This window comes from Seramator thermalis (genome assembly GCF_004138125.1).
Lineage (GTDB): Bacteria > Bacteroidota > Bacteroidia > Bacteroidales > Dysgonomonadaceae > Seramator > Seramator thermalis.
In genome coordinates, this window is record NZ_RXHS01000002.1 from 218,169 (window position 1) to 236,715 (window position 18,547).

General features: G+C 42.1%; 15 protein-coding genes and 1 tRNA gene. 9 read left to right on the forward strand and 7 right to left on the reverse strand.

Annotation, left to right across the window (positions count from 1 at the left end):
- Positions 1-131: 131 nt before the first annotated feature.
- From EJN84_RS03075 to EJN84_RS03085, 3 genes are read right to left on the reverse strand one after another with little or no spacing between them, the layout of a single operon-like run.
- On the reverse strand, positions 132-1,457 hold the full coding sequence (locus EJN84_RS03075; protein WP_129594058.1) for a glycoside hydrolase family 57 protein: 1,326 nt from the start codon (positions 1,455-1,457) through the stop codon (positions 132-134).
- A 43-nt stretch (positions 1,458-1,500) separates the two neighbouring features.
- Positions 1,501-2,760 (reverse strand): glycosyltransferase, encoded by a 1,260-nt coding sequence (locus EJN84_RS03080; protein ID WP_129594059.1) that lies wholly within the window; start codon positions 2,758-2,760, stop codon positions 1,501-1,503.
- Positions 2,761-2,797: 37 nt separating this feature from the next.
- Positions 2,798-4,741 (reverse strand): glycogen debranching enzyme N-terminal domain-containing protein, encoded by a 1,944-nt coding sequence (locus EJN84_RS03085; RefSeq protein WP_129594060.1) that lies wholly within the window; start codon positions 4,739-4,741, stop codon positions 2,798-2,800.
- A 165-nt stretch (positions 4,742-4,906) separates the two neighbouring features.
- Between EJN84_RS03085 and EJN84_RS03090 the strand changes: the two genes are divergently transcribed.
- The 8 genes from EJN84_RS03090 (at position 4,907) to EJN84_RS03125 (ending at position 15,543) form a co-directional block, all read left to right on the forward strand.
- Complete coding sequence (locus tag EJN84_RS03090; RefSeq protein ID WP_129594061.1) at positions 4,907-5,590, forward strand: rhomboid family intramembrane serine protease; 684 nt, start codon at positions 4,907-4,909, stop codon at positions 5,588-5,590.
- Between the two features lie 53 nt (positions 5,591-5,643).
- Positions 5,644-6,543, forward strand: coding sequence for a diaminopimelate dehydrogenase (locus EJN84_RS03095; RefSeq protein WP_129594062.1), 900 nt, complete (start codon positions 5,644-5,646; stop codon positions 6,541-6,543).
- Between the two features lie 39 nt (positions 6,544-6,582).
- Positions 6,583-7,476: a prolipoprotein diacylglyceryl transferase gene (gene lgt, locus EJN84_RS03100; RefSeq protein ID WP_129594063.1), complete on the forward strand. Its 894-nt coding sequence runs from the start codon at positions 6,583-6,585 to the stop codon at positions 7,474-7,476.
- Positions 7,477-7,559: 83 nt separating this feature from the next.
- The gene (locus tag EJN84_RS03105; RefSeq protein ID WP_129594183.1) at positions 7,560-8,795 is read left to right on the forward strand and encodes an FprA family A-type flavoprotein; all 1,236 of its coding nucleotides are present in this window, start codon (positions 7,560-7,562) and stop codon (positions 8,793-8,795) included.
- 23 nt (positions 8,796-8,818) lie between these two features.
- Positions 8,819-9,628, forward strand: a complete 810-nt coding sequence (gene nagB / locus EJN84_RS03110; protein WP_101487054.1) for a glucosamine-6-phosphate deaminase — start codon at positions 8,819-8,821, stop codon at positions 9,626-9,628.
- A gap of 126 nt (positions 9,629-9,754) precedes the next feature.
- Positions 9,755-10,951 carry a pyridoxal phosphate-dependent aminotransferase gene (locus EJN84_RS03115; RefSeq protein WP_129594064.1) on the forward strand — a complete coding sequence of 399 codons (1,197 nt, stop codon included), beginning with the start codon at positions 9,755-9,757 and terminating at the stop codon, positions 10,949-10,951.
- 19 nt (positions 10,952-10,970) lie between these two features.
- Positions 10,971-12,221: an ABC transporter permease gene (locus EJN84_RS03120; protein WP_129594065.1), complete on the forward strand. Its 1,251-nt coding sequence runs from the start codon at positions 10,971-10,973 to the stop codon at positions 12,219-12,221.
- Positions 12,222-12,312: 91 nt separating this feature from the next.
- On the forward strand, positions 12,313-15,543 hold the full coding sequence (locus EJN84_RS03125; RefSeq protein WP_129594066.1) for a S41 family peptidase: 3,231 nt from the start codon (positions 12,313-12,315) through the stop codon (positions 15,541-15,543).
- 130 nt (positions 15,544-15,673) lie between these two features.
- Here EJN84_RS03125 and EJN84_RS03130 read toward each other — a convergent pair whose 3' ends face one another.
- From EJN84_RS03130 to EJN84_RS03145, 4 genes are all read right to left on the reverse strand, one after another.
- The gene (locus EJN84_RS03130) at positions 15,674-15,916 is read right to left on the reverse strand and encodes a GIY-YIG nuclease family protein (protein WP_129594067.1); all 243 of its coding nucleotides are present in this window, start codon (positions 15,914-15,916) and stop codon (positions 15,674-15,676) included.
- Positions 15,917-16,064: 148 nt separating this feature from the next.
- Positions 16,065-16,310: a GIY-YIG nuclease family protein gene (locus EJN84_RS03135; RefSeq protein ID WP_129594068.1), complete on the reverse strand. Its 246-nt coding sequence runs from the start codon at positions 16,308-16,310 to the stop codon at positions 16,065-16,067.
- A gap of 148 nt (positions 16,311-16,458) precedes the next feature.
- Complete coding sequence (locus EJN84_RS03140) at positions 16,459-16,704, reverse strand: GIY-YIG nuclease family protein (RefSeq protein WP_129594069.1); 246 nt, start codon at positions 16,702-16,704, stop codon at positions 16,459-16,461.
- 56 nt (positions 16,705-16,760) lie between these two features.
- Positions 16,761-16,835 (reverse strand) — tRNA-Val (locus EJN84_RS03145).
- 274 nt (positions 16,836-17,109) lie between these two features.
- Here EJN84_RS03145 and purB point away from each other — a divergent pair.
- A complete protein-coding gene (purB, locus tag EJN84_RS03150; protein ID WP_129594070.1) occupies positions 17,110-18,453 on the forward strand; it encodes an adenylosuccinate lyase in 1,344 nt (447 codons plus the stop codon).
- Positions 18,454-18,547 lie beyond the last annotated feature (94 nt).

Genomic DNA, 18,547 nt, shown 5'->3' on the forward strand with positions numbered 1-18,547 from the left:
GTCGATAAGTTTATTGTGTTTCGAAAAAAATGGGAAATGCAAACGCATATTCAAAACGAACTTGATTCGGTTTTGAGAATTACGAATGTGATTTCTCACGAGTCGATCCAATATCAATGGAATTCAAAAAATCACTCTTCCGATTTTTTTACAAGTTTGGCAGTATTTGCATCAGTAACACTTTTCAGCTCGGCTTCGAGTTTTTTGATTATTTTTTCCTGATTGTGAATAATGGTAAGGAGTGAGTTTAGCTCTTCGTTATCCACTGTGTCGGGATATTGTGCTTTGACTCGTCCGATGAAATCGCTCAGCACATTCATATAGTTGTTGAAGGCATCATAAGGCGATTGATACGGACTGAACTGACTATGAATAGATCCGTCGGAAAAATGTTTTGTGGACATGTAATAAAAGTGATCACTTGTTTGCAGGTAGAGCCAGTCTTGTTTTAGTTTTCGATCTTCACACAGTCTGACACGTTCGCCATACTTGTAGAGCGTTTCGAAGGCACTTTGTTGAAGCTTGTTCCCCAGCCAGGCGCTCAGGTCACGTTCTTCGTCGGCCCACGAAATGGGATTTGGAACCGAAATAGGTCCCACCGAAGCGTGATTGTCTAAAATTTCGCTCGGAGTGGCAAATTCGATATTTTTTTCGAAAGCAAATCTGGGTAAAGCTTTCATGAATTCGAAAATTCCGGTATGTGAAGGTTGCATGTTGCCGAAAGTTTCGTAATTCATAAATAGATTAATAATTTGCTCCTCCGGAGGAGTAGCCGCAATCCATGCTATAAATTTATCTGCAGTGAGAGGATATTCGCTCCAATTATAGTTCGAAAACCTGAAAGCAATGTCGTCGCTAAAACGCGAGTTTTTCAGCAGCAATTTAAGCCCTGTACTTGTTGCCGATTGGTAAACATAGTTTGGGCTTTTCCATCCGAGTATGTGTTTGGCTCCTTCGGTGATCATTTTTCGATATCCCATTTTGTAAGCAAGATCAGAAATATCGTCTGAATAGATGAGCTCGGTGTTTCGCAAAACCGTAGGTTCTTGACCGAAAAGCAATTTTATTTTCTCGGTATGCTGTTTCACTTGCAGCCGAAATTCAACCGGGTCGATGAGTGATGATAGTGAATGTCCGTAGGTTTCGGACAGAAACTCCACTCCCCCTGTTTTAGACAATTCACGAAGTCCGTCAATTACTTCAGGTGCATATATTTCGAGCTGATCGAGTGCAACTCCGGATATCGAAATAGCCACCTTGAAGCGCCCTTTGTATTGATTGATCAGATCAAGCAACATTCTGTTAGCGGGAATGTAGGAACGTCCGGCGATTTGTTGCAAGATGTCTTCATTGGAAAAATCGTCGTAATAGTAGTGGTCTCTTCCAATATTGAAAAAGCGGTATCTTTTGAGCCTGAAGGGTTGATGGATTTGAAAATAAAAGCAGATTGTTTTCATTTTATATCGTGTTTTATGAAGTTAATACAGAGTTTTGATAAATCTAATGAACAAGTCGGTTGTAGATATCGCGTACTTTTTGTCCGGCATACTCCCATTTTATTTCGTCCACTTCTTTTTTGCCTTCTTCCTTCAAAAATTCGGCCATTCCCGGATGGGTGCAAATCGAATAAATGGCGTCAGCCATAGCCTCTACATCCCAATAATCGGTTTTGATAACATGATTGAGAATTTCTGAACACCCTGACTGATAAGAGATAATACTCGGCACTCCGCACTGCATAGCTTCGAGAGGCGATATGCCGAAAGGTTCGGAGACGGAAGGCATCACATATACATCGCTCGACTTAAGCATTTCATAAACTTGTCGGCCCCTCAGAAAGCCGGTGAAATGAAATTTATCCGCGATTCCTCGTTCGGCAACAAGTTGTATCATTTGGTTCATCATATCGCCACTACCGGCCATTACAAAACGAATATGTTTTGTTTTTTTGAGAACTTGTGTAGCTGCTTCCACAAAAAATTCGGGACCTTTCTGCATGGTAATTCTCCCGAGGAAAGTGACAATTTTTTCCGGAACACCGGCTAATCGCTCAATTGCTTCTATTTCCGGGCTCAACGGCTCGACGGCATTATGCACGGTGGTTACTTTCCATTCGGGTTGATGATAGTTTTCGATCACCGTTTTGCGTGTGAGGTTGCTCACACAAATAATATGGTCGCAATTATCCATTCCGTCTTTTTCGATTCCGTAAACGATAGGATTAGGATTTCCCCGACTTCGATCAAACTCTGTGGCATGTACGTGGATAACAAGGGGTTTGCCGGATATGCTTTTTGCATGAAGCCCGGCGGGATAAGTGAGCCAATCGTGAGCATGGATGACGTCGTATGGGTAAGTGCGAGCGATGACGCCGGCAACGATCGAATAGTTGTTGGTTTCTTCGAGAATATTGTTTGGATAACGTCCTGAAAATTCTATGCATCCCAAATCGTTGGTGTACATATAATTAAAGTCGGCATAAATGTGGTCGCGCAGCCGGTAGTATTCTTCGGGGTTCATGTATTTTCCGAGCCGTTCTTTAACGATATCGAAAGGAACGTCTTTCCACACAATAGGGGTATTGTTTGCTCCTATGATTTTCAGAAAACTTTGATCTTCGTCACCCCAGGGTTTGGGTATGACAAATAGTATTTCCATGTCGGGTTGCAACGACATTCCTTTTGACAAGCCGTAACTTGCAGTTCCTAATCCGCCTAGAATATGTGGAGGGAATTCCCATCCAAACATTAATGCTCTCATCTGATAGTTTCCTTTCCCTTTATTTTCTGATGAAGGGTTAATCGTTGTATTTTTCCATCAATTTTTGTGCTCTCAGCAATTCTGCCACGCTTGTGGCAAAAGAGAATCCTCCCCTTGCGATGAAAGGTGGGTTGGAGTCGTACATTTCGGAGATAGTGCCAATACAGTCGTTTTGCATTTCGGCTTCCATATCTACCATGATTCGGTCGGCAAGCGAAAGTCCGCTTCGATTGAACACTTTGAGGTAGGCTTCGATATATGGGCCGAACAGCCATGGAAAAGCCATTCCGTTGAAATATGCAAATTCTTTTTCCTGAACACTTCCCGAGTAATGCGCTCTGAAATTGCCGCTTTTCGGACTCAATGTGCGGATTCCGCAATGCGACAATAACTCTTTGGTCACGTAATCGATGACCGATTTTTTTTGACTCCTTTCCAACGGGGAATAGTCGAGCGAAACCGCGAAAATCATATTGGGCCTGACATTTGGATCTTTGTACGATCCATCTACATAATCGTAGAGATAGCCGGCATCATTGAGAAACGTGATTACGAATTTGCGTTGAACCAGATAGGACATTTCTCCGTATTTCGTAGTTCTTTCTTGATCGTTTATCAATTCGGCTATTTCCTGTCCAAATTTTAAAGCGTTGTACCAAAGAGCATTGAATTCCACCAAATATCCCGATCGGGGAATTATTGGCCTTCCGTTGAGGGTAGAATTCATCCAGCTTACTGCAACATTGCGTCCATCAGTCGATACGAGTCCGGTTTCTTCATTAACAGTCAGATTGGGATGTTTGTTTGCAAGAATGTAATCTAAAATCGAAAACAGAAATGATGCGTATTTTGATGTAAATATGCTCGGGTTTGCTTTCCGGTATTGCTGGAGCGACCAAACAACCCATAGCAGCACGTCGGGATCATCGATTTGGTGAATGATACTTTTTTCTTTTTTATCTTCCATAAAGTTTACGAGATGAGGAATGGAAGAGTCCATGATTTTTTCGAAATCGCTTACACGATCTACAGAAATGGTTGATCCGGGCAAAGCGATGAATTGATCGCGGGCTCGCACTCTGAACCACGGATATCCCGCTAACAGATATTGTTCGTCGTTCTTAGGTATATAATAAAATTGGTGGCTCGAGTTCTTGAGGCAATTATAAAAGCTGGAACGGGGTGTTCGCTTTTGCATTTCATAATTAAATTCCTCGGCAAGTTTTGAGGTGTCGACCAATATGTCGCCGGCTGATAAGATGATTTCTTCATCCTTTTCAATGGGCATTTCGAAATATCCGGGGACGTATAAATCTTCTTTGTACGTGTCGCCGTTTTGCTGGTCTTGCAGATATTCGATGCCTTTATACCAATCGGGGAAGTACATGAATTCGGGCTTTTTGGTGAATTGGATAAACAACTCCGGATACCCGAAATACATGCAGGTGCTGATTCCGTTTTCGACTTCACGATAGGATCTGTCCACATGATCGTTTTCCTGAGTTAATTGAGATGCGTTACGGAACGCCAAAAATGGTCGGAATCGGATTATTGTAGGTGAGTGAGCGTCGAGCAGACGATATCGGATCATCAGACGATTTTCTTTGGAAGAAAACATGCTTTCTTTTGACAATATCACTCCTCCCACACGATAAATTGTTTTAGGAACACCATCACAGTTAAACTCACGTATGTATTTGTGCCCTTTCGGATTATAATTATCTCCTTCGTATTTATGAATGCCGAGATTGAATTCCGCACCGTGTTGAACAACAGTCTCGTCAATCGATGAAAGTATGACATGATTTTCATCATCGAGATACGGAATGGGCATCACAAGAAGCCCTTGGTATTTGCTGGTATTGCACCCCGATATTGACGTATTTTGGTAAGCACCTTTCCGGTTTGTTCGAAGAACATTCCGATAAAGTGAATATTCCAAATTAATCATCAATTCTTTGTCAAATTTTAAATAGCTCATGTTTTCAACAAATTAGATTATTAACCTTTGCTGTAATTTGATTTTTATCGAAAGATACAAATTTTACACATATCACAAGGAAAAAACCAAAATATTTTAAAAGGATAGCGTTATTATTTCTATTTTTGAGTATCTGTTCAAAATAAGTGCATCAACGGTAAATCAATGTTGAATCCTCAGTTGGCTTACGAAAGAAAACGTTTGTGGCTGGCCATGATACCCTCGGTAGTAATGGTCGTGCTCTTGTGGCTGTTTTTTGTGATCGATGTCTCGGGAATTTTCGGATTTCCGCTCTACCGACTCGGAATACTTCCCCGAGAGGTTCGAGGACTAATCGGTATCTTATTTTCCCCACTTCTTCACGAATCATTTTCGCATCTGCTATCCAACACTCTGCCTATTTTTATGCTGATGTGGAGCTTGTTTTATTTTTATAGATCCATTGCATGGAAATCATTATTGATTTTGTGGATTCTGAGTGGATTTTTGACGTGGTTGATCGGACGTGATTCGTATCATATAGGGTCGAGCGGATTGATATTTGGGTTGATGTTTTTTTTGTTTTTCAGCGGTATTTTTCGCAATTACATTCCTCTCATCGCACTTTCGCTTATTGTGGCTTTTGTGTATGGGAGTTCGTTTTGGAGCATTTTTCCATTCGCTCAATATGTAGATGTTCATCTTTCGTGGGAAGGCCATCTGGCAGGGGCCGTCAGTGGAATTATCGTTGCGATTGTCTTCAGAAATCAGGGGCCTCAAAATCCCGAGAAGATTTGGAATGATGAGGATAATTGGTTCGACGACGAAAGCGAATCTGAAAATCATGCCGATAACGAAAATCTGAATTGAAAGATTCAAAATAACTATTATTTTGTACTTTTGCATTTTCTAAATGTAAGCATATGACAGAAAAGATAAGAGTTGCCATTATCGGCTACGGAAATATTGGACATTATGTACTCGAAAGCCTACTTGCGTCCGAAGATATGGAAATTGCCGGCGTTATCCGGCGTGATGCCACAAATGTTCCTCCCGAACTGAACCCATTTAAAGTGGTTTCGACAATTGATAAACTTCCTGAAGTAGATGTCGCAATTCTGTGTACACCGACGCGAGAAGTCGAGAAATTCGCAAAAGAGTGCCTTTCCTTAGGAATTCGCACGGTCGATAGTTTTGATATTCATGGCCAAATACCCGATTTGAGAAAATCATTGGATGCGACAGCCAAAAAAAACAATTCGGTATCTATTCTCTCGGCAGGTTGGGATCCGGGCAGCGATTCCATTGTCCGCACCTTGATGGAAGCTATGGCCCCCAAAGGGATTACCTATACTAATTTTGGGCCCGGCATGAGTATGGGGCATACTGTTGCCGTGAAAGCGATAGCAGGAGTGAAAGCTGCGCTTTCTATGACTATTCCGCTGGGTACCGGTGTGCATCGCCGGATGGTTTATATTGAGATGGAGGATGGTTACAGTTTTGATGAGGTGGCAAAAGCAATTAAATCTGACGATTATTTCGCTCACGACGAAACACACGTTTTTCGGGTGGAAAGCGTGGATGCATTGAAAGATATGGGACATGGCGTGCGTATGGAACGGAAAGGCGTTTCGGGCTCGACTCAAAATCAACTGTTCTCCTATGAAATGCGCATCAATAATCCTGCTCTCACGGCACAAGTTCTGGTAGGCGCGGCCCGAGCATCTATGAAACAACAACCCGGCGCCTACACTTTGATCGAAATTCCTGTCGTGGATTTACTGCCGGGAAGCCGTGACGAATGGGTGAAAAAATTGGTTTGAACCCTGAAATTTAATTATCTTTGCCAAAATTCAATTTCAATGAACCTTGCACTTTCCATTACATGGGATGTAAATCCCGAACTTTTCACTATTTTTGGACGAGAAATACGCTGGTATGGCCTTTTGTGGGTAATCGGGCTGATTGTGGCAGTTTATATCGTTCAGAAAATTTTTCAAAAGGAAGACCTCCCCGAAAAATGGTTTGATTCGCTTTTTATCTACATGATTGTAGGGATTATTGTCGGTGCTCGATTGGGGCATTGTTTGTTCTACGAACCCGAATATTACTTATCACATCCCATCGAAATTCTAAAAATTTGGGAAGGTGGATTGGCGAGTCACGGCGGAGTTGTCGGAATTATTATCGCCGTGTGGCTCTATTCACGCAAAGTTACCAAACTCAGTATGCTTTGGACTTTTGACCGAGTGATGGTGCCAACGGGTTTCACGGCAGCCATGATTCGATTGGGCAATCTGATGAATCACGAAATTTATGGTGGACCGACGGATGCGCCGTGGGGTTTTCGATTTATAACAAACATAAATGCATGGATGAACGGAGCTCCGCCCGTGTATTCGGAACCGTCGCATCCGACGCAAATTTACGAAGCATTGGCTTACTTGGTTGTCTTCGGCATCACCATGTACATGTATTGGAAGACAGATGCCAAAGATCGCAAAGGCCTAATTACGGGCGTAGGTATTCTGATTATTTTCCTTTTCCGTTTCTTTATCGAATTTATTAAAAATGTCCAAGTGGACTCCGAAATAGCCATGCGCGAAAATACCGGTTTGGTTTTAGGCCAATGGTTAAGTGTTCCTTTCATTATTTGGGGTGTTTGGATGATTTGGTTCGCGTTATCACACAAACCCGAGAAGGTAGTTACACCACATCAGTCGGATTTAAATAGGAAAAAGGCGAAAAAGAAATAGAGAAAAATCATTGAAACATAACAAATGTCTTTGATGATATATACACACGGACAGACTACTAACACTATCCATTATTTATTATGATGTACAGACCAAGAGAAATTAAAAAGAACATTTATTATGTCGGTGTAAACGATCGAAACAAAAACCTCTTTGAAAATCTTTGGCCGCTACCCAAAGGGGTTTCTTACAATTCGTTTCTGATCGAAGATGAAAAAATTACACTTATCGATACGGTAGATGTGTGCTATTCGGATTTGTTTTTTCGCAATATTCAATCCATTATCGGCGAAAAACCCATCCATTACCTGGTTGTAAATCATATGGAACCTGATCATTCGGGAGCCATCGAATGGTTGGTGACCAAATATCCGGATATCCAAATCATAGGCAACAGCCGTACGGCAGATATGCTGAAAGGATATTATGGCGTGACGGACAACGTGATCGAAATTAACGACAAGGATGAAATATCGATCGGGAAAAATACCCTTCGTTTTTATCTCACACCAATGGTTCACTGGCCCGAAACCATGATGACTTATATCCCCGAAACACACGTTTTGTTTTCGGGAGATGCGTTCGGATCTTTTGGAACACTCGATGGAGGCATATTGGATACTCAGCTCAATCCTGAATGGTATGAAGACGAAATGATTCGGTACTATTCAAATATCGTAGGCAAGTATGGATCACCAATCCAGGCAGCCCTTAAGAAATTATCGTCGAATGCTATAGAGACAATTTGTTCCACACACGGGCCGATATGGACGACAGATGAAAATATAACACACGTGATATCGATTTACGACAAATTGAGCAGATACGAAGCGATAGAAAACGGATTGGTGGTTGCTTATGGAAGTATGTACGGACACACCGAACAACTTGCAGAAATCATTGGTGCCGGTGCAGCCGATGCCGGACTAAAAAACATTGTGTTGCACAATGTCTCCAAAACATCCGATTCCGAGATACTTCGCGATATATTTAAATACAACGGGTTGATTATCGGATCTCCGACCTACAACAATAAGCTCTATCCGGGAGTTGAGAACCTGATTTCGGCCATTCAAAATCGAAATCTGAAAAATCGGTTTTTCAGTTATTTTGGGGGATTTACGTGGGCCGGTGCCGCAGCTAAGCATTTAAAAGAATTTTCGGATAAGATGGAATTCGAATTAATTTGCTCACCGGTAGAGATGAAACAGTCTCCCGATGGAGTTACGTGCGATTTGGCTTATTCGTTGGGAACAAAAATTGCCGAACGAATTTTATCCAATGAACCGATCAAAACACAAAAGATTGATTGTCATTAATTTTTTAAAAATATTCTACGGTAATGAGACTTATAATTCAACCTGATGCCAACCAATTGGCCAGATGGGCGGCAAACTATATAGCTGCTAAAATCAACAAAGCAAATCCAACCTCCGATCATCCGTTCAAACTTGGTCTGCCAACCGGTTCATCGCCTCTTGGTACCTATCGGGAACTGATTCGTCTATATGAAAACGGTATCCTTTCTTTCGAAAATGTTGTTACTTTCAACATGGACGAATACGTAGGTCTTCCCGAAGATCATCCTCAAAGTTATCATACCTTTATGTGGAGTAACTTTTTCGGCCATATCGACATAAAAAAGGAAAATGTGCATATTCTCAACGGAATGGCTGACGATTTGGAGGCTGAGTGCGATGCTTACGAGCAAGCGATTCGAGATGCCGGCGGAATAGATTTGTTTTTGGGTGGAATAGGTCCCGATGGACATATTGCATTCAACGAGCCCGGATCTTCGTTGTGTTCGCGAACTCGAATTAAAACGCTGACAACGGATACGATTATAGCCAACTCTCGTTTCTTTGATGATGATGTCAATAAAGTACCTAAAACGGCTTTAACGGTGGGGGTTGCTACCGTGCTTGATGCTAAAGAGGTTTTGATTCTCGTGAACGGACATCACAAAGCCAGAGCTCTGTTTCAAGCGGTGGAAGGCCCTGTAACTCAAATGTGGACAATCAGTGCGCTGCAAATGCACCCCAAAGGAATTATTGTGTGTGATTATGATGCATGTGCCGAACTCAAAGTGAGCACTTACAAATATTTTCTCGATATCGAACACGACAATCTTGATCCCGATTTGCTCCTTTAATCCAACTAACAACTAAATATTAAGGAAGCAGAAGTTATTTTAAATAATTTCTGCTTTTTTATTAACTTTGCAGCGCCTGTTGAAAGCAATTCGTCAGAAAATAATTATCAAAATCAGAAATAAGTTATGCCCGACATTTCCGTGAGAGGTTTACAAATGCCCGCCTCACCTATTCGAAAATTAGCACCGTTGTCCGATGCCGCCAAAGCTCAAGGAGTGAAAGTATATCATCTCAATATAGGTCAACCCGATCTTGAATCGCCCAAGGCTGCGTTGGATGCGATCCGGTCTATCGACTTGAAAGTGCTCGAATACAGTCCGAGTGACGGTTACAGTTGGTATCGGGAAAACTTGGTTAAATATTATGCTGCTTACAATATCGATGTAAAGGCAAGCGATATTGTAATTACGACGGGTGGCTCCGAAGCAGTATTGTTTGCTTTTATGGCATGTCTTAATCCGGGTGACGAAATCATCGTGCCCGAACCGGCTTATGCCAACTACATGGCATTTGCCTTGTCGGCAGGCGCTGTCATCAAAACCATTCCTTCGACGATCGATTCGGGTTTTGCTCTTCCTCACATTTCGGAGTTCGAGAAACTGATAAATTCTCGCACGAAAGGAATTTTGATTTGCAATCCCAATAACCCGAGCGGATATGTTTATACCAAAGACGAGATGGAGCAAATTCGCGATTTGGTGAAAAAATATGACTTGTTTTTGTTTTCGGATGAGGTTTATCGCGAATTTATTTACAGCGAGGCTCCATACGTTTCGGCATTTCATCTGGAAGGTATCGAACAAAATGTGGTTTTAATAGACTCGGTATCAAAACGATATAGCGAATGTGGTATTCGGATTGGGGCGCTCATCACAAAAAACAAATCTCTACACGATACGGTGATGAAATTTTGCCAGGCACGTTTGAGCCCGCCACTTATCGGACAGATTGCGGCTAATGCTTCTTTGCAAGCCGGCGAGGCTTACATGCGGCACAATTTCGAAGAATATAAGAGTCGCCGTGATTTTCTTATTGAACGGCTCAATAAGATTCCGGGTGTTTATTCGCCAATGCCGATGGGTGCTTTTTATACCGTTGCCAGTTTGCCTGTTGACGACGCCGATGAGTTTTGTGCGTGGTGCCTTTCAGATTTTCGTTACGAAGGTCAGACCGTGTTTATGGCTCCGGCTTCGGGCTTTTATGTTACTCCCGGTTTGGGGAGAAACGAAGTGCGTATTGCTTATGTATTAAACAAAAACGATCTCGATCGGGCGCTGATTGTCCTTGAAAAGGCATTGGAGGCTTATTGCTCTTCTCGATAAATATGTGTCAGGCGCAAAGATGAACACCGAACTTTTCATCGCTCGAAGAATTTACAAAGGAGACAGAGATAATAACAAAAGAGTTTCGTCTCCAGCCATTAAAATCGCCATTGCGGGTATTGCGCTCGGGTTGGCAGTTATGATTGTAGCGGTATGTATTATCATCGGTTTCAAAAAGCAGATTCGCGATAAGGTGGTGGGATTTGGAGCGCATATTCAGATCACGAATTTTGATAACAATATTTCCTACGAACATGCCCCTATTGTGTTCTCCGATACTCTCAGAACAATACTCGAGTCCGATCCTGCCGTGCAGCATGTGCAGGGATTTGTTACCAAACCCGGCATCATCAAAACGGACACCGATTTTCAAGGTATTGTGCTGAAAGGAGTAGGGGAGGATTACGATTGGACTTTTTTTAAAAAAAATTTGCTCGAGGGAGACATTATATCTTCCGAGGATACTTCTTCGAATGCCAATCCTGCCATCGTTTCAAAATCTATTGCCGACAAATTGAATCTGAAGCTTGGTGATCGTTTTGTAACCTATTTTGTGCAGGACCCGGTTAGAGCTCGTCGTTTCGAAATTGTGGGAGTGTATAGTACCAATTTTGAAGATTACGACAAACTTTATGTGATTACCGATCAAAAAATTTTGTCTCGATTAAATGATTGGGATGGAGATATGGTGAGTGGTATCGAAGTGTTGGTAAAAGACTATGATCGTCTCGACGAAACTGCACAGAGATTGTTTTTCGACATGTCGTCTTATAAGGATCGGCTCGGAAACTCACTGTATGCGCGTTCGATAAAGGATATAAATCCGATGATATTCAATTGGTTGAGCCTGCTCGATATGAATGTTTGGGTAATTCTCATTCTCATGGTTGTGGTGTCGGGTTTTACCATGATTTCCGGGCTTTTAATCATTATTCTCGAGCGTACGAATATGATAGGTATTCTCAAAGCAATGGGAACAACTAATTTCAGTATTCGTAAAGTTTTTCTTTATCTTTCAGTTTTTCTGATCGGTCAAGGAATGTTGTGGGGAAATATCGTGGGATTAACGATTTGCCTTTTGCAAAGCAAATTTCAAATACTCAAACTCGATCCGGCTACTTATTACCTGACATCGGTACCCATTGAGCTGAATGTGTTGTATCTGATTTTGTTAAATTTAGGCACTCTCCTTGTCTCTTTGTTAATGATGATCGGTCCATCTTATCTGGTCGCAAAAATTACTCCTGCCAAATCTATTCAGTTCGAATAGTCGCCTCATCGTGATTGTCTTTTTTGGTTGTTGAAAAAAAATAAAAGTATTATATTTGTACTTATTAACAAAAAAATAAGTACAGATGATAATGAAACGTCTTTTGGCAGGTCTTTTCTGCCTCCTAACACTCTCTTTGAGTGCACAAAATCCGCTTTGGATGCGATATCCGTCAGTGTCTCCGGATGGTTCGCAAGTAGCTTTCGCTTACAAGGGCGACATTTACAAAGTTTCGATTAATGGTGGAAAAGCTGCGCGCTTGACAGCTAACGATGCCTTCGACAGCTCTCCGGTTTGGTCGCCTGATGGCGAAAAAATAGCTTTTGTGAGCGATCGCGAAAATGGAGCGAAAGATATTTTCGTCATGTCGTCGGATGGAGGTCCTGCACAAAGACTCACCACAAATTCGGCTTCCGAAAATTTGTTTACCTTTACTCCCGACGGTAAATATGTCGTATTTTCGGCACACTATCAAGATCCGGCCAAGAGTGCCATGTTTCCCACGGCGCGATTGACCGAATTATATAAAGTTTCGGTTGGAGGTGGCCGCCCTGAAATGATTGTTGCTTTTCCGGCAGACAAAATCAGTTTTCATCCATCCGGAAGAAAATTCCTTTATCAGGATATTAAGGGATTCGAGAACACTTGGCGAAAACACCACACTTCGGCGGTTACGCGCGATATCCTTCAGTACGATATCAGTTCGGGCAGCATTCAAAAACTGATAGATTGGCAAGGCGAAGATACTGATCCTGTTTATGGAAGCGATGGCAACACGTTTTATTTCTTGAGCGAGCGCAGCGGAACATTCAATGTGTTTAGTTCGTCGGTGTCCACTCCTTCTGCCGTTAAACAACTTACTCATTTCAATAATCATCCTGTGCGATTCCTTTCGGTTTCCGACAACGGTACACTTTGTTTTGGTTACGATGGCGAAATTTATAGGTTAACACCGGGTTCTGCCTCTCCGCAAAAGCTGCAGATCACCATCACGTCAGATGTCGACGAGCCTCCGCTCAAAAAACTCAGTTTTACGTCCGGAGCAACTTCGGCAGCTAATTCGCCGGATGGCAAGCAAATTGCTTTTACCGTCAGGGGCGATGTTTTTGTTACTTCGGCCGATTATGCTACCACCAAACAAATTTCACAATCGATTGCTGAAGAGGCCGATGTAGATTTTGGCGCCGATAATCGTTCGTTGGTATATTCGAGTTATCGCGATGGTCGGTGGAATGTGTATATTGCCCGAATCGCCCGTAAGGAAGAGCCCAATTTTCCGAATGCGACGCTTATTGACGAACAACCGCTTATCAAGAATGACGATTCGGAAAAGCAGCATCCCAAATTTTCTCCCGACGGAAAGGAAGTCGCTTTTGTTCAGGATCGTAAAAAGTTGATGGTATATAATCTCGAGTCGAAAAAAATTCGGCAAATCACCGACGGAACTTACCAGCAAGGAACCGACGGAAGTATAGATTACGAATGGTCGCCAGATGGCAAATGGTTTGTGATGGAATATGTTTCCAACAATCATTCGCCTTACACCAATATTGGTATTGTGAGTGCACAATCGGGTGGCGATATTTTTGATCTCACTCACAGCGGTTATACAAATCGAAATCCGCGATGGGTGATGGATGGTAACGCAATTCTTTTCAATTCGGAACAATACGGTATGCGTAATCATGCTTCTTGGGGTTCGATGGAAGATGTGATGATCGCTTTTGTCAATCGCGAAGCGTATAATAAGTTCAAAATGAGTAAGGAAGAGTACGAGCTCTTTACGGATGCCGAAAAGGAAGCCAAAAAAGCTTCGGAAAAAGAGGATGAAAAAGATAATGATTCGAAAAAGGCCAATGAAAAGCCCAAAGATATTGTCATGGAGTTCGAAAACATGGATCAGCGCATCGAACGTTTGACGCCTAATTCGTCGCGACTTGGCAGTGCCCTTATCAACAAGGATGCGACCAAACTTTATTACTTATCGGCTTTCGAAGACGATTATGATTTGTGGGTGCACGATTTGCGTGAGAAAACAACCAAACTGCTTTCAAAACTCAAAGGAGGTAATGCCTCGTTGAGTACCGATAAGGATCAAAAGATACTTTTTATTTTGGGAAGCAAGAAAATGCAGAAAATGGATTTTTCGGGCGAAAAATTAACGCCGATTGATTATAAAGCCGAAATGAAACTCGATCTGGACAAAGAACGAGAATTTATGTTCAATTATGTACAACGCGAAGAAAAGGAAAGGTTTTATAATGTCAACATGCACGGCGTGGATTGGGATAATCTAACGGCACACTATCGCAAATTTTTGCCCCATATCAACAACAATTACGATTTTTCGGAAATGTTGTCCGAATTGTTGGGCGAGCTCAATGTGTCGCACACCGGATCGGGTTATCGTGCTCCCGGAAGTGAAGATAAAACGGCAAATCTGGGACTTTTTGTAAGCAGTGACAATAACCTGAAGGGCTTAAAAATAGACGAAATACTCATCAATGGTCCCTTCGATACCTTTCTCTCGAAAGCCAAACCGGGTGATATTATCGAAAAAATAGACGGTCAGGAAATTCTTCCTCAGCAGGATTACTACCCTATGCTCGAAGGAAAGACCGGGAAAAACACGCTGATCTCACTTTATTCGCCTGCCACCGGCGAACGTTGGGATGAAGTCGTCAAGCCTATTTCATCCGCAGTGCAGGACAATCTGCTTTATGAACGCTGGGTGAAACAACGTGCCGACGAGGTGGATCGACTATCGAATGGCCGACTTGGATATGTGCATGTAGCCTCGATGGACGATGCAAGTTTCCGAAAAATTTATGCCGACGCGTTGGGCAAATATTATCAAAAAGAGGGCATCGTGATAGATATTCGTTACAACGGGGGAGGCCGATTGCACGAAGATTTGGAAGTATTTTTCAGTGGAAAGAAGTATCTTGATCAGGTGATACGCGATAAACAGTATTGCGAAATGCCCAGCCGCAGATGGAACAAGCCTTCTGTCATGCTCATCACCGAAGCCGATTATTCCAATGCTCACGGTACGCCCTGGGTATATAAACATCAAAATATCGGCAAACTGGTAGGCATGCCCGTCCCGGGAACCATGACTAGCGTAAATTGGGTAACACTGCAAGATCCGACACTTTATTTCGGTATTCCCGTTGTAGGTTATCGTACCGCACAAGGAACTTATCTCGAAAACAGTCAGCTCGAACCGGATGTCAAAGCGCCTCTCGATTTGAATAAGGTTGTCGGTGGCCAAGATACTCAACTTGAAGCCGCCGTTCGCGAATTACTGAAAGAGTTGTAGCTCGATCTGATAATAAAAAAAGTCCCTGCCAAATTTACAATCGGCAGGGGTTTTTATTTTGATATTTATGAAACTAAACATTTGGATAAAACTACAGCTGTATCGGAGTGCTCTGAACGATCTGTTTCAACTATTTTTCAATCAGTTGTTCGATGTAAATTCTGCTTTTTCGAGATTTGATGTATTGTTCCGCACTGTAAGCTTGGGAACGAGTTTGATATTCTTTCAAATAGACAAGATTCCACGGAATACCGGGTTTTGTATATGTGCTTCTACCGCTGTTGTGACGCTTCAATCGATCTTCCGGATTTCCGGTAGAACCCACGTAATATCTGTCCAATTTATTGGAATATAAAATATAAACGAAATACATGTGATGTTTTAAAATAAAAAAGGCCAAACACTTTACAGCGCTTGGTCTTCATTTTGTGGGCGTTAACGGATGGAGGGACGACATTCCGAGAATCGGAATTCGAACCGCCGCCTCCTCCGATGTATCGGAGTGCTCTGAACGATCTGTTTCAACTATTTTCAATCAGTTGTTCGATGTAAATTCTGCTTTTTCGAGATTTGATGTATTGTTCCGCACTGTAAGCTTGGGAACGAGTTTGATATTCTTTCAAATAAACAAGATTCCACGGAATACCCGGTTTCGTATATGTGCTTCTACCGCTGTTGTGACGCTTCAATCGATCTTCCAGATTTCCGGTAGAACCTACGTAATATCTGTCCAATTTATTGGAATATAAAATATAAACGAAATACATGTGATGTTTTAAAATAAAAAAGGCCAAACACTTTACAGCGCTTGGTCTTCATTTTGTGGGCGTTGACGGATGGAGGAACGACATTCCGAGAATCGGAATTCGAATCGCCGTCCCCTCCGATGTATCGGAGTGCTCTGAACGATCTGTTTTAACCATTTTCGATCAGTTGTTCGATGTAAATTCGGCTTTTTCGAGATTTGATGTATTGTTCCGCACTGTAAGCTTGGGAACGAGTTTGATATTCTTTCAAATAGACAAGATTCCACAGAATACCGGGTTTTGTATATGTGCTTCTACCGCTGTTGTGACGCTTCAATCGATCTTCCGGATTTCCGGTAGAACCCACGTAATACTTGTCCAATTTATTGGAATATAAAATATAAACGAAATACATGTGATGTTTTAAAATAAAAAAGGCCAAACACTTTACAGCGCTTGGTCTTCATTTTGTGGGCGTTGACGGATTCGAACCGCCGACCCTCTGCTTGTAAGGCAGATGCTCTGAACCAGCTGAGCTAAACGCCCGATTTATCTTTGCCTTTTGTTGCCCTCGCTTGGAGCATATTTTCCGGAAAAGCGATGCAAAGATAAGAGGTTTTTTTTTTCGATGCAAAAAAAATCAAATATTTTTCGTAAAATTTTTCAGAGACTATATTTATGATTAATTTTGTGGTTTGAAAAATGACTTGTATCGAACAGATTAACACGATTGAAGTAAAGTCATTCGAAATCGTTTACTATGTGAAGAATTTTTTTGGAAAATCGATTTTCTTCTTATCGTTTAATGTGCTTTTTTTAGATGAAACTTAACGAACTGAACGCTATATCTCCCATCGACGGCCGTTACAGAGAAAAAACCGACGAACTGTCGTCCTTTTTCTCTGAATTTGCGTTGATCAAATATCGGGTAATGGTAGAAGTGAAATACTTTATCGCCCTATACGAATTGAACCTGCCTCCATTGCAAGGGATGAACGAAGGAGATAAGACCCGATTGCACGAAATCATCGATAACTTCGACGAAAAAGATGCCCGGCGCATCAAGGATATCGAAAAGACGACCAATCACGACGTGAAAGCGGTAGAATATTTTCTGAAAGAAAAATTCGATACGTTGGGACTCTCTGCTTACAAGGAATTTATCCATTTTGGGCTCACTTCGCAGGATATCAACAATACGGCTTTCCCGATGATGTGGCGCGACGCACTTCAACAGGTTTATATTCCGCAACTCGAGGCTTTGGCTCAATTGCTCGAAAAATATGCCGAAGAGTGGAAAGATATTCCGATGCTGGCTCATACGCACGGACAGCCTGCATCACCCACCCGCTTGGGAAAGGAAATCGAGGTTTTTGCCTACCGCCTGCGAAATCAGATAGAGCCATTGAAGCACATTCCGGCAAAGGGAAAATTTGGAGGAGCAACGGGCAATTTTAATGCACATCACGTAGCTTATCCCGCTATCGACTGGGCAGCGTTTGCAAACAAATTTCTGGCCGAAAAACTGGATTTGAGTCGTGAAGCTTTTACCACACAAATATCCAACTACGATGCATTGTCCGCTTCGTGCGATGCTCTCAAGCGCATCAACACTATTCTTATCGACTTGTGTCGGGATATGTGGCAATACATTTCGATGGAATATTTCAAACAAAAAATCAAGGAAGGCGAAGTCGGTTCTTCGGCGATGCCTCACAAAGTGAATCCCATCGATTTTGAAAATGCCGAAGGCAATCTGGGAATGGCGAATGCCATGCTCGAACATCTGGCTGCCAAATTACCGGTGTCGCGCCTGCAACGCGACCTGACCGATTCAACCGTTATTCGCAATATTGGTATGCCTCTGGCTTATGGATTAATTGCGCTAAAAAGCACAACAAAAGGGCTCAATAAATTGTTATTAAACAGGGAAGCTATCGATCGCGACCTCGAAAACAATTGGGCGGTTGTTGCCGAAGGCATTCAAACGATTTTGCGGAGAGAAGGCTATCCCAAACCCTATGAAGCTTTGAAAGAACTGACGCGTACAAATCAACATGTTACCAAAGAGAGCATTTCGCAATTTATCGATACATTGAATGTTTCGGAAGATATTAAAAATGAATTGAAAGCTATTACGCCACAGAACTATACAGGAATTTAACGATAAATTCCGATTATTTTTTGAGTTTAAATATTAAAAAGGAAAAAGTTATTTATCACATCACAGCAGCAAATAATGCTGATTTATTGTTTTT

Coding starts and splice junctions, on each gene's coding strand:
- EJN84_RS03075 (WP_129594058.1), bottom strand. CDS start 1,457: ATGAAAACAATCTGCTTTTATTTTCAAATCCATCAACCCTTCAGGCTC.
- EJN84_RS03080 (WP_129594059.1), bottom strand. CDS start 2,760: ATGAGAGCATTAATGTTTGGATGGGAATTCCCTCCACATATTCTAGGC.
- EJN84_RS03085 (WP_129594060.1), bottom strand. CDS start 4,741: ATGAGCTATTTAAAATTTGACAAAGAATTGATGATTAATTTGGAATAT.
- EJN84_RS03090 (WP_129594061.1), top strand. CDS start 4,907: ATGTTGAATCCTCAGTTGGCTTACGAAAGAAAACGTTTGTGGCTGGCC.
- EJN84_RS03095 (WP_129594062.1), top strand. CDS start 5,644: ATGACAGAAAAGATAAGAGTTGCCATTATCGGCTACGGAAATATTGGA.
- lgt (WP_129594063.1), top strand. CDS start 6,583: ATGAACCTTGCACTTTCCATTACATGGGATGTAAATCCCGAACTTTTC.
- EJN84_RS03105 (WP_129594183.1), top strand. CDS start 7,560: ATGTACAGACCAAGAGAAATTAAAAAGAACATTTATTATGTCGGTGTA.
- nagB (WP_101487054.1), top strand. CDS start 8,819: ATGAGACTTATAATTCAACCTGATGCCAACCAATTGGCCAGATGGGCG.
- EJN84_RS03115 (WP_129594064.1), top strand. CDS start 9,755: ATGCCCGACATTTCCGTGAGAGGTTTACAAATGCCCGCCTCACCTATT.
- EJN84_RS03120 (WP_129594065.1), top strand. CDS start 10,971: ATGAACACCGAACTTTTCATCGCTCGAAGAATTTACAAAGGAGACAGA.
- EJN84_RS03125 (WP_129594066.1), top strand. CDS start 12,313: ATGAAACGTCTTTTGGCAGGTCTTTTCTGCCTCCTAACACTCTCTTTG.
- EJN84_RS03130 (WP_129594067.1), bottom strand. CDS start 15,916: ATGTATTTCGTTTATATTTTATATTCCAATAAATTGGACAGATATTAC.
- EJN84_RS03135 (WP_129594068.1), bottom strand. CDS start 16,310: ATGTATTTCGTTTATATTTTATATTCCAATAAATTGGACAGATATTAC.
- EJN84_RS03140 (WP_129594069.1), bottom strand. CDS start 16,704: ATGTATTTCGTTTATATTTTATATTCCAATAAATTGGACAAGTATTAC.
- purB (WP_129594070.1), top strand. CDS start 17,110: ATGAAACTTAACGAACTGAACGCTATATCTCCCATCGACGGCCGTTAC.